The organism is Acinetobacter sp. NIPH 542 (assembly GCF_000369825.1).
Lineage (GTDB): Bacteria > Pseudomonadota > Gammaproteobacteria > Pseudomonadales > Moraxellaceae > Acinetobacter > Acinetobacter oleivorans.
The window spans coordinates 360,479-375,809 of sequence record NZ_KB850206.1 but is presented as its reverse complement, the minus strand read 5'-3'; the positions used below and the strand labels follow the sequence as shown (position 1 = coordinate 375,809).

General features: G+C 38.3%; 14 protein-coding genes. 7 read left to right on the top strand and 7 right to left on the bottom strand.

What is annotated here, in order from left to right:
- Positions 1-54: 54 nt before the first annotated feature.
- Both F886_RS07380 and lysS read right to left on the bottom strand, forming a co-directional pair.
- Positions 55-1,509, bottom strand: coding sequence for a capsule assembly Wzi family protein (locus F886_RS07380; protein WP_005303358.1), 1,455 nt, complete (start codon positions 1,507-1,509; stop codon positions 55-57).
- Positions 1,510-1,693: 184 nt separating this feature from the next.
- Positions 1,694-3,223 (bottom strand): lysine--tRNA ligase, encoded by a 1,530-nt coding sequence (lysS, locus tag F886_RS07375; RefSeq protein WP_004793971.1) that lies wholly within the window; start codon positions 3,221-3,223, stop codon positions 1,694-1,696.
- 258 nt (positions 3,224-3,481) lie between these two features.
- Between lysS and F886_RS07370 the strand changes: the two genes are divergently transcribed.
- Positions 3,482-3,970: a YqiA/YcfP family alpha/beta fold hydrolase gene (locus tag F886_RS07370; protein WP_004793973.1), complete on the top strand. Its 489-nt coding sequence runs from the start codon at positions 3,482-3,484 to the stop codon at positions 3,968-3,970.
- A gap of 51 nt (positions 3,971-4,021) precedes the next feature.
- Here F886_RS07370 and F886_RS07365 read toward each other — a convergent pair whose 3' ends face one another.
- Entirely contained in the window at positions 4,022-4,462 is a 441-nt protein-coding gene (locus F886_RS07365) for an SRPBCC family protein (RefSeq protein WP_005303353.1), read from the bottom strand.
- 435 nt (positions 4,463-4,897) lie between these two features.
- Between F886_RS07365 and rubA the strand changes: the two genes are divergently transcribed.
- The 4 genes from rubA (at position 4,898) to oxyR (ending at position 8,251) form a co-directional block, all read left to right on the top strand.
- Positions 4,898-5,062 carry a rubredoxin RubA gene (gene rubA / locus F886_RS07360; RefSeq protein ID WP_000760495.1) on the top strand — a complete coding sequence of 55 codons (165 nt, stop codon included), beginning with the start codon at positions 4,898-4,900 and terminating at the stop codon, positions 5,060-5,062.
- 94 nt (positions 5,063-5,156) lie between these two features.
- Positions 5,157-6,338 carry a rubredoxin reductase RubB gene (rubB, locus tag F886_RS07355; RefSeq protein WP_005303351.1) on the top strand — a complete coding sequence of 394 codons (1,182 nt, stop codon included), beginning with the start codon at positions 5,157-5,159 and terminating at the stop codon, positions 6,336-6,338.
- 53 nt (positions 6,339-6,391) lie between these two features.
- Positions 6,392-7,336: an esterase EstB gene (gene estB / locus F886_RS07350; RefSeq protein ID WP_005303349.1), complete on the top strand. Its 945-nt coding sequence runs from the start codon at positions 6,392-6,394 to the stop codon at positions 7,334-7,336.
- Positions 7,337-7,342: 6 nt separating this feature from the next.
- Entirely contained in the window at positions 7,343-8,251 is a 909-nt protein-coding gene (gene oxyR, locus F886_RS07345; protein ID WP_004793979.1) for a LysR family transcriptional regulator OxyR, read from the top strand.
- Positions 8,252-8,280: 29 nt separating this feature from the next.
- Here the strand turns inward: oxyR and F886_RS07340 are convergent, their stop codons facing one another.
- Positions 8,281-8,871 (bottom strand): SPOR domain-containing protein, encoded by a 591-nt coding sequence (locus F886_RS07340; protein ID WP_051080043.1) that lies wholly within the window; start codon positions 8,869-8,871, stop codon positions 8,281-8,283.
- 57 nt (positions 8,872-8,928) lie between these two features.
- Between F886_RS07340 and F886_RS19705 the strand changes: the two genes are divergently transcribed.
- Complete coding sequence (locus F886_RS19705) at positions 8,929-9,057, top strand: hypothetical protein (protein ID WP_081402124.1); 129 nt, start codon at positions 8,929-8,931, stop codon at positions 9,055-9,057.
- A gap of 59 nt (positions 9,058-9,116) precedes the next feature.
- Here F886_RS19705 and ppk1 read toward each other — a convergent pair whose 3' ends face one another.
- Positions 9,117-11,198, bottom strand: a complete 2,082-nt coding sequence (ppk1, locus tag F886_RS07335) for a polyphosphate kinase 1 (RefSeq protein ID WP_005303345.1) — start codon at positions 11,196-11,198, stop codon at positions 9,117-9,119.
- 105 nt (positions 11,199-11,303) lie between these two features.
- Positions 11,304-11,981 carry a monofunctional biosynthetic peptidoglycan transglycosylase gene (gene mtgA / locus F886_RS07330; protein WP_004793982.1) on the bottom strand — a complete coding sequence of 226 codons (678 nt, stop codon included), beginning with the start codon at positions 11,979-11,981 and terminating at the stop codon, positions 11,304-11,306.
- A 76-nt stretch (positions 11,982-12,057) separates the two neighbouring features.
- Between mtgA and F886_RS07325 the strand changes: the two genes are divergently transcribed.
- A complete protein-coding gene (locus F886_RS07325) occupies positions 12,058-12,867 on the top strand; it encodes a rhomboid family intramembrane serine protease (RefSeq protein ID WP_005303343.1) in 810 nt (269 codons plus the stop codon).
- Position 12,868: 1 nt separating this feature from the next.
- On the opposite strand, the gene F886_RS07320 is transcribed toward F886_RS07325, so the two are convergent.
- Entirely contained in the window at positions 12,869-15,328 is a 2,460-nt protein-coding gene (locus F886_RS07320) for an ABC transporter permease (RefSeq protein ID WP_005303341.1), read from the bottom strand.
- Positions 15,329-15,331: the final 3 nt, after the last annotated feature.

Below are 15,331 nucleotides of genomic sequence, written 5' to 3'. Positions count from 1 at the left end.
CCATAAAAAAAGAGAAGCTTTGATCGCTTCTCTTTTCTAAAACGTGATCTATTCTTAGAAACCGAACATTTTACGTTCTAATGGAATTTCAATTCCAATAGATGCACCTGCATCATTACCTTCTAGATCAGAATCACTTACCCAGCCATTAATTTTTAATGGAAGATCAGGTTTGATGTAATGCGTCCAAGTTAAATCAAGGGCTTTGATTTCATCGTCTTTAGGGAATGCTTTATTGATTGCCAAGTTAGATTGATTAACTTTAACCACCATTGCACGACCACTTAAACGGTTCATGACATCAAAGCGGATATCACCACCCACTGAGTACATTTGTCCATCACCACCCATCGCGTGACCTAACGGGAAACCATGTTGGTAATAACCATCTGTATATTGGTGGTGATTATATGAAATTCCTCTCACATCACCATTGGTACGTGTATCAGCCCATTCAGCATAGAGTTGATAAGGCATATTATTAACTATTGAAGAATAATCAGCGCCAGCCAAATACATTTTTTTAGATGGCAAACCACCGGCCTCATCTTCCCCTACATATTGCCCGTAAACACTGACTGGGATATTAAACAACGGTTGTAATTGCAAACGAGCATCAAAACCTGCTAACTGATTAGATGCATTATCTTCGCCTACACAACTATTTTCAGTACAACCATTATCTTTACCAATAATCGCATTCCAATAAGCTTTAAAACTATTTGGCTGACCATCTCCACCAATTTGAATCGCTCTAGAAGCACCAAGTTCTAAAGCAGGAAATGGTTGTGCAGTTAAACGCATCCCAATTAATTTTGCATTATGTATTTTATAATCATCTAATTGACCAGCAAAGGCCTGATATTGCCAAGGTCCAATCCAAGATAACCATTTACTCTCAAAAGCATTTTGCACTGCACGTTGTGCTGTTACACCATAAACCGGACGACTAGCATCACCACGAATTAAGCTACCATCATGGCCTGGACCCCACCATGTTGGAATTTGCCCCGCAACTACCCACTGATTCCAAAGTTTACCAGCAAGATATGAGCCTTCAACATTCACATCTTGACCATTATCAATTTGTGGGTCTTTTTCTGCATTTACTCGAATTTTTGCATCCCAGTTTTCACCGCCCGCATTAAACTCTAAAGAACCTTGATATTGAGCTTTTTGGTTATCACCGAATGCTTGTGGAATATTTTTGCTATCGGTCTCAGCAAAAGCGCCCACTTTAACCGTATCGTTATCTGCTTTTAATGCATTAAGAACTGAATTAATAACTTTTTGTTGAGCTGGATGCGTCACTTGTGCTTGAGAGAGTGCTCTCTGGATTTCATCACCACTTAACGGCCAAGTTGAGGTGCTGATGTTAATAACACCTTGTTGATTCAACCAGTTTAAGTCTGTACGCAAGTCCTCATTATTTAGCACTAAACCTTGTGCAAAAATAGCGGATGAAGCAGTTGCCAATATTGCAATCGAAAGTGTTTTTCTTAGAAACATGCCAGCCAATTCTCAAAGTTATTTATGAGCAACACCTTAAATTTTTTATCACAACTTTGCAATTGTTAAACTGTGCAATTACATTTTTTAACGCTATTTTAAGATTAGTGTAGATAGGTAAGTTTTTGAGATATAAAAGTAATAAAAAAGGCAGTATAAATACTGCCTTTTTGCCTTTAGAAGATTAACCTTCTTTACGGCGCATATGAGGGAATAAAATTACATCACGAATACTTGGAGCATCGGCAAATAACATAACCAAACGGTCAATACCGATACCTTCACCTGCTGTTGGTGGTAAACCATACTCAAGCGCTTCAACGAATTCTGCATCGTAATGCATTGCTTCATCATCACCAGCATCTTTTTCAGCAACCTGAGCTTGGAAACGTTCAGCCTGATCGATTGGATCATTTAACTCGCTGAAACCATTTGCCAATTCACGGCCACCAATGAAAAACTCAAAACGATCAGTAATATGTGCATTGTCATCATTACGACGAGCGAGTGGAGATGTTTCAGCTGGATATTCAGTAATAAATGTAGGCTGACGAAGTTTGGTTTCAACAGTTTCTTCAAATACGATCGTTTGAAGCTTACCTAAACCAAAACCAGGCTTAACTTGTTCTTTTAATTCTTCACGAATAAATTGAGCAAGGAACTCACGGTCACCAACATTTTCAGGCGTAAATTGTGGGTTATTCTCTAAAATCGCATCAAACATAGAGATTTTCTTGAATGGCCCTTTGAAGCTAAACACTTCACCTTGGTAAGGCACATCAGTTGTACCCAGAATATCCAAAGCCAACTTTTCAAGCATGTTTTCAGTTAATTGCATCAAGTCTTTATAATCAGCATAAGCTTGATAAAATTCGATCATCGTAAATTCAGGGTTGTGACGCGTTGATACCCCTTCATTACGGAAGTTACGGTTAATTTCAAACACACGTTCGAAACCACCAACAACCAAACGTTTTAAATAAAGCTCAGGTGCAATACGTAAGAATAAAGGCATATCCAAAGCATTGTGATGTGTTTCAAACGGACGCGCAGACGCACCACCCGGAATCACATGCATCATTGGCGTTTCAACTTCCATGAAACGTTCATTGTTTAAGAATGCTCGAATACCTGCAACAACTTTGGCACGGATTTCAAAAGTTTTACGTGTTTCTTCATTCACAATTAAGTCAAGGTAACGTTTACGGTACTTAACTTCTGTGTCATTTAAGCCATGGAATTTATCTGGTAACGGACGAAGAGATTTTGTAAGAAGTTCAAAACCTTCAAGATGAACATATAAGTCACCTTTTCCTGAACGTCCGATATAACCTTCGGCAGCAATAATGTCACCAAGGTCTAAACCTTTAATAGTCTCAAGAATATCTTTTGGTAAGCCTTTACGGTCAACATATAGCTGAATACGACCAGTCATATCTTGAATAACCATGAAAGAACCACGGTTTAACATGACACGGCCAGCCACTTTTACATAGACATGCTCAGCGCTTTCAATTTGTTCTTTCGACTGATCTTTAAATTGTTCTTGTAGATCAGCTGCGTAGTGTTCACGCTTAAAGGTATTCGGCCAAGGACTCTTTCCAGTTTCCTTCGCAACATCTTGGATTTGCTTTAATTTGGCATGACGCTGTGCAATTAAATCGTTTTCGGAAATAGTTGGTTCAGAAGTCGATTGAGCGTTTTGTTGCGTCATCTCTGCCTCGATTAAGTAAAAATTAAGTGCTATATCCTAACAGATTGCAGGCGTTTTTCGAATGATTTCAATCAAACAAAAATGAAAAAAGACAATTTTATAGAACAAAACACCACTTTTTAAAGGCAAAGTGACTTAGACCAATCGCTAAGATCATTTTTTAAAGCATTTAGTAAAATATAAAAAAATCCAAATAACCTCGATATTCAAAAGGCCCGATTTGCCTTTTATTTTATCAATGAGATTGTGTCGTAAATAATGAAAATTCTATTTTTACATGGCTTGGATTCTTCCCGGGAATCGACAAAGTTCCATGCCATTTTACATCCTGAAAAATTTTGTATTGACGTCGATTATCGTAACTTAAGTTATGCATCTGTTGAGTACTTTTACCATCAGGCTATTCAGACGATCAAACCAGATTTATTGGTGGGTCATAGCATTGGAGGCTATTGGGCACTAAAAACTGCTGCTCAACATAAATTAGCGGTGATAGTGGCAAATCCAAGTCTTACGCCCAATTTTCGGGCAGACTATCCTCAACTTTCTGAAGATGAACTCATGCTCTCTAATCCTAAAATGGCCTATTTAGAATTAGGAGATGAGCAACTTGATATGTATCAGGTTCAAGAAAAACTTGCACCCTACATGAATATTGAAACGTTTGAAGGTGGACATCATCGCTTAGCCTATCCTTCTCGAATTAATGATCTGATTATAAAAATTTATAAAAAATATTTGGCCTAGATTTATATCGTTTGATTATAAAAACAGGTTTATATGTGATTTAAAGAAGCTTTATTTCGCTTCCGCCATTTTTTTAACCACATCAAAACCTTGAACGAAGCCACTTTTCAACATGCCCATATATTCGGGCAAGGTGGCCAATTCAACTTTTAAAGTGGTTATATTATCTTTTTGGTTTAGAAAATATTTTTCTTGAGAACCACTCCAACCTTTAACTTCTTCACTTTCTAAATCTTCTTTACCTTCTTTAATCATTCCTAAATGTTTAAAAATCAATATTTCCGGTTTTTGCATTTGTTCAATTGTAGAAACCATCCCATTTCCTTCGCCATCAAGAAAATAAGTTTTTCCACCTACTTGCCAGTCAGTACGCATTGAGGAATCTGGTGCAAAAAATTTCGTCCAAGCGTTATAGGTTTCGCTATTCCAAAGTATGTCCCACACTTTTTCTATAGGAGCATCAATTTCCACTTCATATACTAAATTTTCCATATTTCACTTCCCTGATTTATACCGTCTTAATGACAGCAAATTTTAATTTTCGGTTTTAATAATGACATTCTGTAGCATCGTAGTTTGTTGTTATTTAGCTTTCATATGAGATGAATTTTTTAAATAATTTGGCACTCTTTATTTCATGATATTTTCACAAATAAAATTAACTGTAAGAATGCATTAATTATTATTAGTTTATGGCGAAGTTTTGCCTAAATAACCACTTATTTGTCCTAACCTGCCATTCATCTTTGCTTACGAATGATTAAACTCCGTTATTTACTTTACTTTGAATGTAGAACTGCGTAAAAATTTGATATCCGATCAAAGGCACATTGGTTATTATTGACCGGATCGTAGTTACATTATTAATAGATGGAATAGTTTTACTGAAAGGCAGCTTTGAGCAAACTTATCAGTGCGGAGAGTCTCATGAAAAAATATCAATGTATCGTTTGTGGATGGATTTATGACGAAGCGGAAGGTTGGCCACAAGACGGCATTGCAGCTGGAACAAAATGGGAAGATATTCCTGATGACTGGACTTGCCCTGATTGCGGCGTTTCAAAAGCTGACTTCGAAATGATCGAAATCTAAGAGCGTAAAGTAAAAGGCCATGATTGACATGGTCTTTTTTACGAATATTACCAATCACCGTATTAAATAAATAATTCTAACTCTGGAGAAAAAAATGCATCCTATCGTCATTATCGGATCAGGCATGGCGGGTTATACCTTGGCACGTGAGTTCCGTAAGCTTAGCCCAGAGCAAGAACTTGTGATGATTTGTGCGGATGATGCAGTGAACTATGCAAAGCCAACATTATCAAATGCATTTGCAGGTAAAAAAGCACCAGAACAAATTCCTTTAGGTGATGCTGCTAAAATGGGTACTCAACTCAATATGCGTATTGAGCCTTTTACTTTTGTAAAAGAGATTTTAGCTGAACGCCATGAACTTGTTTTAGAAAAAGATGGGGTAACGTCGAATCAACCCTATTCAAAACTGATTTTAGCCGTAGGTGCTAATCCAATTCGCCTTGCAATTGCAGGTGATGGTAGCGACGACATTCATGTCGTGAACTCATTGATTGATTACCGCGCTTTCCGTGAAAATCTAGCTCAGCGTAAAGATAAACGTGTTGTTATTTTAGGTGCTGGTTTAATTGGTTGTGAATTTGCCAATGACTTACTGCATAGTGAATATGACATTACTGTGATTGATTTGGCTCCTCAACCATTAGGCCGTTTACTTCCAGGACATATTGCTTCTGCTTTCCAACAAAATCTTGAGGAAGCTGGAGTAAAATTTGCACTTGGAACCACGGTTGAAAAAGTAAGTAAAATTAATAATGGCGAAGACTATGCGATAACACTCGCAAACGGACAAACATTGGTTGCGGACCTTGTTCTTTCTGCAATTGGTTTACAGCCAAATATTTCACTTGCTAAAAGTGCAGATATTCAAACGAGCCGTGGAATTATTACCAATGGTTTATTGGAAACAAATCAAGCAGACATCTACGCAATTGGGGATTGCGCAGAGGTAAACGGTACTTTACTTCCATATGTAATGCCGATTATGCAACAAGCTCGTGCTCTCGCAAAAACACTCAGTGGGCAACAAACTGCTGTGCACTACCCTGCTATGCCAGTTGCAGTAAAAACGCCAGCAGCTCCACTTACAGTTTTGCCAGCTCCGATTGATGTAGAAGTGAACTGGGAAACAGAAGAGTTCGACGATGGTATGCTTGCCAAAGCAATTGACAATGAAGGAACATTGCGTGGTTTTGTATTGTTAGGTGCAACCGCAGGTAAACAACGCTTAACTTTAACAAAGCTTGTTCCAGATCTTATTCCAGCCCAAGCATAAGGTTTGTATCAGGAATACTCAGTTAGAGAGTATTCCTTTAAGGAATGAATAACATGAATAGCGCCTTACAGTTTAACATTTCACCGTATACATCTTTCATGCAAGAAACCAAAGTCAACTTAGGCAATGGAATTGAGTTACATGTAGAAGTCGGTGGAAAGCCAGAGCATCCAACCATTTTGCTGATTATGGGTCTTGGCGCCCAAATGCTTTTTTGGCCAGATTTTTTCTGTAAATCACTGATTGATCAAGGATTTCGTGTTATTCGTTTTGATAACCGTGATATTGGGCTTTCTTCAAAAGTACGTCACGAAGGTAAACGCTTAAATACTGTCAAATTGATGGGCCGCTTTGCACTTGGACTAGCTAATCAGGGTGCACCTTATACTCTGCATGATATGGCAGATGATGTATCGATGCTGATTGATCGTTTAGGCGTGAACAAAGCACATGTAATTGGTGCATCAATGGGTGGGATGATTGCTCAAATTCTCGCAGCAAAATATCCAGAAAAGGTTGAGAAATTAGGGCTTATGTTTACAAGCAATAATCAGCCTTTTTTACCACCTCCTTTTCCGAAACAACTTTTGAGTTTAATTGGTAAACCTGAAACACGTGACGAAGAAGGTATTGTTAATCATAGTTTAAAACTATTTCAATTGATTGGCTCACCTGGTTATATCAACCAAATTGAAGCAATACAAACAGCGCGTAAACTTTATCAACGTAGCTACTATCCTGCTGGTGTACTTCAACAGTTTTTAGCAATATTATGTACAGGCTCTTTACTACAACTCGACCGTGAAATTAAGCAACCCGCTTTAGTCCTACATGGCTCTCGCGATCGCTTACTTCCGCCTAGCCACGGTAAGGCTGTAGCAAAAGCAATTTCCGGTGCTAAGTTTGAATTAATTGATGGAATGGGGCATGATATCCCTGCACATTTTATTCCACAGCTTAGCGGTTTATTTGCGCATCATTTTAAATCATCAGACTAGGACACTATGGCTGCATTACCCTCATTAAGACAGCTATCATATTTAGTTACGTTGTCGGAAACTTTGCATTTTACTGAAGCAGCACGCCGCTCTTTTGTCACTCAATCGACTTTATCAGGCGGCATCATGGAGCTTGAACGGTTATTAGGTGGCGTTTTGGTAGAACGTGATCGCCAGAATGTGCGTTTAACACCTTTAGGTGAACAAGTCGTTGCTCGCGCCCGTGTACTACTAGCAGATGCTCAAGATTTAATGCGTTTGAGCCGTGAAATGAGTGAGCCGTTAACGGGTGATTTGCATTTGGGTGTTATTCCAACAATTGCACCTTTTATCCTGACACGGTTACTTGATGAAGTGCATCAGCAGTTGCCTAAAATTCAGCTGCATTTACATGAAGCACAAAGTGAAAAAATTGTAGAGCGTTTAGAACACGGTAATCTAGACATGATCGTTCTTGCTCTACCGTTTGACACTAGAGGCCTAAAAGTCGCTGAAATTTCGAAAGAAAACTTGTACCTTGTATGTAGTAAACAAGATACAAATGCTCTTCAAGCAAACTCTCTAGATGATCTTGATTTATCAAGATTAATTTTGCTTGAAGAAGGCCACTGTTTACGTGACCACGTTCTAAGTGCATGCCCTATCGGTGAGCGTAAAAACGACAACCGTTTAAAAGCAAGTTCGTTACCAACTTTAGTTGAAATGGTTTCTTCTGATTTAGGCTTTACGCTTTTACCAGAAATTGCAATTGAAAATAGTATGATCAAGTTTAATGATCAGATTACTGCAAAACCAATTGAAGATGCTCCGAGCCGTACTTTAGCTTTAGTGACTCGTAAAAGTACACCATTGCAAAGTGAGTTCGATGTATTACTGCAAATTATGCAGAAAATCACGACAAGAATACATGAATAAAAAAAGGAGTCTTCGGACTCCTTTTTATTTTATTGCGGCGTTAAGGATGCCCACTTAAACACCCACGCAGATGGCATATTTAAACTATTATCAGCAATAATTTTTTCTCTAATAATTTGTGCAATGGCATAGTCATTTGCAGGGTCGACCATGACTCGTATGCCTTTAGTCGTTGCACTGGTTACAACCTTGTACCCTTTTGCTTCTAACTGCGACTGAACCATATTTGCCTTATTTTGATTAGATGCTAGCGCAACTTGTACCATCCATTTCTTTTCACCATTTTCCAAGATTTCTTTAGCGACAGCTGCATCAAGTTGCTTTTTACTGTCAAAATTTTTCTTTTCTTCTATTTTCTTGGTGTGAACATCTTCAACTTTCTTTTGGGCTAAAAACTCATCTTGTTTTGGTTTTCTTTTTTGGATGATTATTTTTTTATTTTTCTCTCCACTTTTGTTAGCTTTATCATTAGAAGGGTTTACAAAATAAGGATATATCGCTTGATCATCAAATCTTTGAAATACGATGATATCCCCATAACACTTCTGATCTGCGTAAGCGGTCACTGGTATTATCCCCAAAAGTATTTTAATAAGTAAACTTCTAATAAAGCATTGCATCTTATTCATTTACCAAAGTTAAGTATATTTAATGCGGCGTATTAAAGTAGATTTCTCGTGATTTGTATATTTTTAAAATTCAATGTTTTATGTAAAAAATCACATATTTTCAAAACATATTGCAGTGTTTCAAATTATTATCGTTTATCCAGCAACCATTTAGAAAAACTAACTAAATTACTTTGAATTTCAGTCAATTAAAAAAGCCGACAAAATATCGGCTTTTATTTAGTCTTGAAAGTTCATTATTTAATGATTTCTAATAATGCCCTTTGAGCATTATGCAATTTTTCACCCTCTGCTGGCTCAGCACGAATCCAAGTACCATCCCCTTGAAGCAGCCAAGCCTGTTGATTATCTTGTAAGTAATTTACCAAACCTTGTTGATAAATACGTTTTTTCAATGCAGGGTCTTCAACCGGGAAACACGCTTCAACACGATTAAATAAATTACGGTCCATCCAGTCTGCACTTGAACAGTAAATACGTGCATCACCATTATTACTGAAGTAATAAACACGAGTATGCTCAAGGAAACGTCCTACAATTGAACGCACTCGAATATTCTCCGACAGGTTCGGCAAACCTGGACGTAAGCAGCAAATCGAACGGATAATCAGGTCAATTTGAACACCCGCCTGAGAAGCTTCATACAATTTATTGATTAACTGGACTTCAGTTAATGCATTTACTTTAACAATGATCTGAGCTTTACGGCCTGCTTTAGCATTGGCAATTTCTTCATCAATAAAGTTAATGAGCTGAGCATGTAAGGTAAACGGTGCATGTAATAGCTTTTTCAATTTCGCCATTTTGCCCATCCCAGTCAACTCTTGGAATATACGGTGTACATCTTCACACAGATCTTTATCTGTGGTCATGAGACCATAATCGGTATAAATTCGGGCATTCATCGCATGGTAGTTACCCGTTCCTAAATGAACGTAACGCACCAATTTATTATTTTCACGGCGCACGACCATAATCATTTTGGCGTGGGTTTTATAACCTACAATACCGTAAACAACGACTGCTCCAGCTTCTTGTAAAACGTTTGCTACTTCAATATTTGATTCTTCATCAAAGCGAGCACGTAATTCAATAACGGCAATAACTTCTTTTCCATTACGCGCCGCTTCTGCCAAAATTTGCACAATCTCAGAATCAGCACCACTACGATATAACGTCTGCTTAATTGCTAATACTTGCGGATCGCGAGCAGCTTCGCGAAGTAGCTGAATGACAGGAGCAAAAGATTCAAAGGGATGATGCAGTAAAATATCTTGCTTCTGCATTGCCGAGAAAATGCTCTCAGTCTTTTTAAACACTTTAGGCACAACTGGCGTATGCGAGTCATAACGCAAATGAGGACGTTTAAAGTTTGAAACTAGACGAGCTAAGTTTACTGGACCATCAACTTTATATAATTGCTCATCAGTTAGATCGAACTCTTCCAGTAAGTACTCATAAATATGCTGTGGGCAGTTATGGGTTACTTCCAAGCGAACTGCACGACCAAAACGTCGAGAACTTAATTCACCTTTTAATGCTTTAGCTAAGTCTTCAACATCTTCATTCAGGGCCAAGTCTGCATTACGTGTAACACGGAATTGGTAACATCCAGTTGCTGTCATTCCTGGGAATAAATCAGACACATGTTCATGGATAATTGCCGATAACATTACATGATGTTCTTTACCACCTGTTAATTCGTCTGGTAAGCGTACAACGCGAGGTAATGAACGAGGTGCAGGTACAACAGCCAAATCAATTTGACGTCCAAAAGCATCTTTACCTTCAAGCGTAATAATGAAGTTCAAGCTTTTATTAACAAGTCGAGGGAACGGGTGTGCTGGATCTAGACTAATTGGGGTTAATACAGGTGCAACTTGTTCCTGAAAATATTTTTTCACCCAAGCAGATTGAGCTGGAGTTAACTCACCACGACGTAGGAAGCAAATGTCTTCTTCACGTAGTTTAGGTAAGATTTCCTCATTTAAAATTCGATATTGACGCTCAATCGCAGCATGAGCAGTTTCAGAGATTTTTTGTAAAACCTGCCTTGGGGTAAGACCATCAGGGCTACGACTTTCATTGCCTAGAGAAAATTGTTCCATCACTCCCGCAACTCGAATTTCAAAGAACTCATCGAGATTACGCGAAAAAATGAGCAAGAAATTCATTCGCTCAAGTAATGGATGTAAAGGGTCTACCGCTTGCTCCAATACACGCAAATGGAAGTCAAGAATAGACAATTCACGATTTATATAACGGTCATTATAACTGTATTCTATGGGGTTCGTTGTTGCTGTAATCGCTGTATTCATGTCTAACTCTATTCTCTATCCAGCCAAAATCTCTATAAACCAGTATGCTGCAAAAATATGACAATTTGGTAAAAACTAAAAAATTTACACATCTTTAAAACAGCTTTATTCAGGAATCTGGGTGCTATTCATATAACGTAAAATAACGCGTTTTCTATATTGTAGTTTATGATCGTTACGGTGATCTTGATAATATTTCGGATCAGGCAATAATGCGGCTAAGAAAGCGGCTTGTTCACGCGTTAAGCTTTTAGCACTTTTACCATAATAATGATGAGCGGCTGCTTCAACACCGTACAAATTTTTTCCAAATTCAACTGAGTTCATATACACCTCAAGAATTCGGCGTTTTGACCACATCCGCTCCATCATCCAAGTCGCGACCGTTTCTTGTCCCTTACGAATAAATGAACGTTTGTTGTATAAAAACAAGTTCTTTGCAAGCTGTTGAGACACGGTAGAACCACCCGCAACTACTTCACCCTCTTCATTATTTCGCTCAAGGGCAAAACGGATACCTTGCCAGTCAAAACCATGATGATGGATAAATTTTGCGTCTTCGCCCGCTAAAATTGCATGTTTAAAATTATCGCTAATATCATCATAGTCAAGCCACTGATGGACAATTGGCTCTGATGTATCAGACCAATAATCAATTCGCATGAACATGGTCGTATCCACTTCATGTGTCCGCCACCAGACTAAACTCGAAAAAATCCAAAGTTGAATAAGGAGAATCGCCCCAATAAAAATTAACAACACGCGAACAATAAAAGCTTTCATGTTCGTCCTGATCTCCTGTATTCAACTTTTTTCATGTTAAGCTGTAAAGCATGTTCATATATAACAAAAGCATAGCATGACTCAATATCAGCCTCCGCACATTAATCGTAAACTCAATGTACAAACTTGGTGGCTGACCGCCCTACTTATCGCAATCAATGTAGGTTTGTTTGTCTGGCAAATTCTATCTGGCGTCGATATTAGTGACCCAGCCATGAAAGATGCTATTCATTGGGGAGCTGATTTTACACCACTTACTTTTTCTGGGCAGCCTGAACGTCTATTTACCAGCATGTTTTTTCATTTTGGTTTAGTCCATCTCATGCTCAACATGTGGGCCTTATATATTTTCGGTAATGTTGCCGAGTCACTATTTGGTCGCTTCTATTTTGTAGGCATGTATTTACTTGCTGGCTTATTTGGTAGCCTTTTAAGTAGTTATATGACCATTCAAAATGGACATGAATTACTGCAACATTTTGACCAGAGCTTACTTCCTCATGTCAGTGCAGGTGCTTCAGGCGCCGTAATGGGATTAGGTGCTGCGTTAACCGTACTTTCCTTATTTCCACCACTTCCGCATCAAGCCTATATACTCGATAAAAAAGCATTATTAATGATTATGGCAATCAACCTTATTTTTGGTTTTGTCGCAACTGGTATTAATAATGCCGCACATATTGGCGGCATGGTTATTGGAGCATTCCTTGCACTAATGTGGTACTTAAGCTACGTCAGTAAGTTTAAAAGTGTGCTCAAGATTTTAGGCTTATTAGGCGCAGTAATCATTACGGGTGGTTTTTATATGTACTGTGTACAACTCAACTCACCTTTACTTCCGCTATGGCATGAGATCATCATCCAAAATCCTGGCATTATTCCTTAAGTTAAAGCTGATTTAATTCTCTCAAGCTTTGTAAAGGTGGTAAGTTGCAAAGGTAACCGAGTCGATAACGACCAATCAATGCACAAATGAGCATCATGCCAAGAGGTAAAATCAGCCATATTTCAAAATGCCACTGCATTGCCATATTCATTTTATAACTAGCAATCGCACTAATCACTTCCGCAAAACAGCAGGCAACTATGCCTGCTAACAGACCAAGAAACCCAATCTCAAAACTGAGCATTTGCTTCATTTTATTTTTAGATAAACCAAATGAACGCAATAAAGCGACTTCCCGACGGCGCTCATCCATTAATAGGTTTAAACATGCAATCAGTACTAATACGCCTGAAAAACCAACCAACGCTGCCAGTACAGTCACTATTTTGACCAAGACATTCATTAAGCGTTTTACTTCATCTAAAATTCGATCAACATCAATAAATACTGTATTTGAGAACTGCTGAATAATATTGATCATTTTAGGTTGATCTTGCTTAGGTACATAAAAACTCCCTAAATAACTTCCAGCATTTTCATCTAAGGTTTTAGGAGAAAAAATAAAGAAAAAGTTAGGGCTAAAGCTTTCCCACTCTACACTCCGGAAATTTACAACTTTGGCTTGTAATGTACCTTCGGGCAGGCTAAAGGTCAGCTTGTCTCCAGTTTGGATTCCTAAACTTTCGGCAGTTTTACTTTCGACTGAAACTTGCCCCACGCCATTAAAGTGAGCTTGTCCTTTTGTAATTGCGTTGTCATTCGGCAATTGATTTGATTGCGTTAAATTCAATTCACGACGCAAAGAGTTATTTTGTTTTATGGCTTCTTCTGAAAAAGGTACATCATTCTTTGCTACCAGTCTGCCTCGGATATTTGGATATAGCGGCGTGCTTTGCCAACCATGTTGCTTTAACTGTTGCTCAAAAGGTTTTAAATCGAATGGAGGTAAACCATATACAAATTGGTTAGGTGTTCCTTCAGGAAGCTGTTGCTGCCAACGCTGTAATAAATCTGTTCTTAATACGCTTAATACAGTAATGAGGCTTAAGCCTAAAGCCAGTGCAGTAATTTGTAAGGCACTTTGCGAGGGTGATCGAATATAAAAAGACAAACGATTTTTTATCTTTTTTAAACTACGAAGCACGAGCCAAACAACGGTATACAGCAAAATACAAAGAACAATAATCGCAGCCAAAACCACAATGCTGAGCATCAAGTTTTCACTCAACACCAAACTAAAAACAATCAGACTGCTAATGCCAGCAAAAAACATAAAGAATAAAGATTTACGAGATTTGGCTTCTTCGCGAATCACCCGAATTGGAGGTGTATTTAAAAGCTCCCAAATGCTTGGCAAAATAAAACCGAGCAGCACAATCACACTCGTAAAAATAGCGATTGGTAAAGGCCCAAGTAAAAGTGGTATTAGCGAAAAATTTAACTCTAATTGAGGAATCAATTGCAGCATAAGTTGCAGCAGGCCATACCCCATGACTAAACCTAATAGGCTTCCCATCACAATTGAAATCGCACTGACAATACAAAGCAATCCAATATAGGCCCATAAAATTTGGAACTTACTGGCTCCTAAGCATCTGAGAAGTGCAATATGATCTTGGTTTTGCTGAACATATCTTTGACTCGTTAAAGCGATGGCAATCCCACACAACAAAATCGTTAAAATATTGGCCAGTTGCAAAAAGGTATCTAGGTTTTCAAGCGGGCGTAATAACCGACTATTTGATTCGCTCGCATCACGCAAACGTAGACCCGCCGCTTCATCTGTTTCTTTAGAAGGTTGATGCTGTTGCTTAAATTGCTTACTAAACCTCTGAATTTGTTCAGGTTGACCAGACATTAACAGTCGATAATCGATTCTACTGCCAGTTTGAATTGCATGTGTTTTAGCAATATCGGCTTGATGAATAATAACTGTTGGAGAAAAACCTGAAAAACCCAGTTCCTGATTTGAATCACGCACAATCACGCCGCTAAAACGGAAGGTACCGTCAGCAATAGAAACAATATCTCCTCTTTGTACTTTTAATAAATCCGCTGCTCTTTGGCTTAGCCAGACTTCACCAGATTGAATCGCTTGAGTTTTTGGCGCAATTTCAAGCTGTCCTCTGAGTGGAAATGCAGGTTCTATCGCTTTTACATTAACCATGACAAACTGATCTTGTGTATGAGCCATAGAACTAAATAGAGTGACATTAGTTTGCTTTAACCCAACCTGCTCTGCTCTTTGTTTCCACAGCTGTTCTATAGGCTCGTTATTCGACAAAACTAAATCAGCACCCAGCATTTGCGAAGCTTGCAGACTGACTGCATTTTTCACTTGATCGTTACTAAATTTCAGGGCTGTCGTTGCGCTAATCGCAAGTGATAAAGCAATAATGAGTAGATATAATCCACCCGTACGAAAACTTTGTAGCAAAAGTGGTTTGAGAAGATTACGCATAAT

Excerpts from the sequence above, each read along its gene's own strand:
- ppk1 (WP_005303345.1), bottom strand. The coding sequence starts at position 11,198 with ATGAATACAGCGATTACAGCAACAACGAACCCCATAGAATACAGTTAT.
- oxyR (WP_004793979.1), top strand. The coding sequence starts at position 7,343 with ATGGCTGCATTACCCTCATTAAGACAGCTATCATATTTAGTTACGTTG.
- F886_RS07320 (WP_005303341.1), bottom strand. The coding sequence starts at position 15,328 with ATGCGTAATCTTCTCAAACCACTTTTGCTACAAAGTTTTCGTACGGGT.
- rubB (WP_005303351.1), top strand. The coding sequence starts at position 5,157 with ATGCATCCTATCGTCATTATCGGATCAGGCATGGCGGGTTATACCTTG.
- mtgA (WP_004793982.1), bottom strand. The coding sequence starts at position 11,981 with ATGAAAGCTTTTATTGTTCGCGTGTTGTTAATTTTTATTGGGGCGATT.
- F886_RS07370 (WP_004793973.1), top strand. The coding sequence starts at position 3,482 with ATGAAAATTCTATTTTTACATGGCTTGGATTCTTCCCGGGAATCGACA.
- F886_RS07365 (WP_005303353.1), bottom strand. The coding sequence starts at position 4,462 with ATGGAAAATTTAGTATATGAAGTGGAAATTGATGCTCCTATAGAAAAA.
- F886_RS07325 (WP_005303343.1), top strand. The coding sequence starts at position 12,058 with ATGACTCAATATCAGCCTCCGCACATTAATCGTAAACTCAATGTACAA.
- estB (WP_005303349.1), top strand. The coding sequence starts at position 6,392 with ATGAATAGCGCCTTACAGTTTAACATTTCACCGTATACATCTTTCATG.
- F886_RS07340 (WP_051080043.1), bottom strand. The coding sequence starts at position 8,871 with ATGCAATGCTTTATTAGAAGTTTACTTATTAAAATACTTTTGGGGATA.
- rubA (WP_000760495.1), top strand. The coding sequence starts at position 4,898 with ATGAAAAAATATCAATGTATCGTTTGTGGATGGATTTATGACGAAGCG.
- F886_RS07380 (WP_005303358.1), bottom strand. The coding sequence starts at position 1,509 with ATGTTTCTAAGAAAAACACTTTCGATTGCAATATTGGCAACTGCTTCA.
- lysS (WP_004793971.1), bottom strand. The coding sequence starts at position 3,223 with ATGACGCAACAAAACGCTCAATCGACTTCTGAACCAACTATTTCCGAA.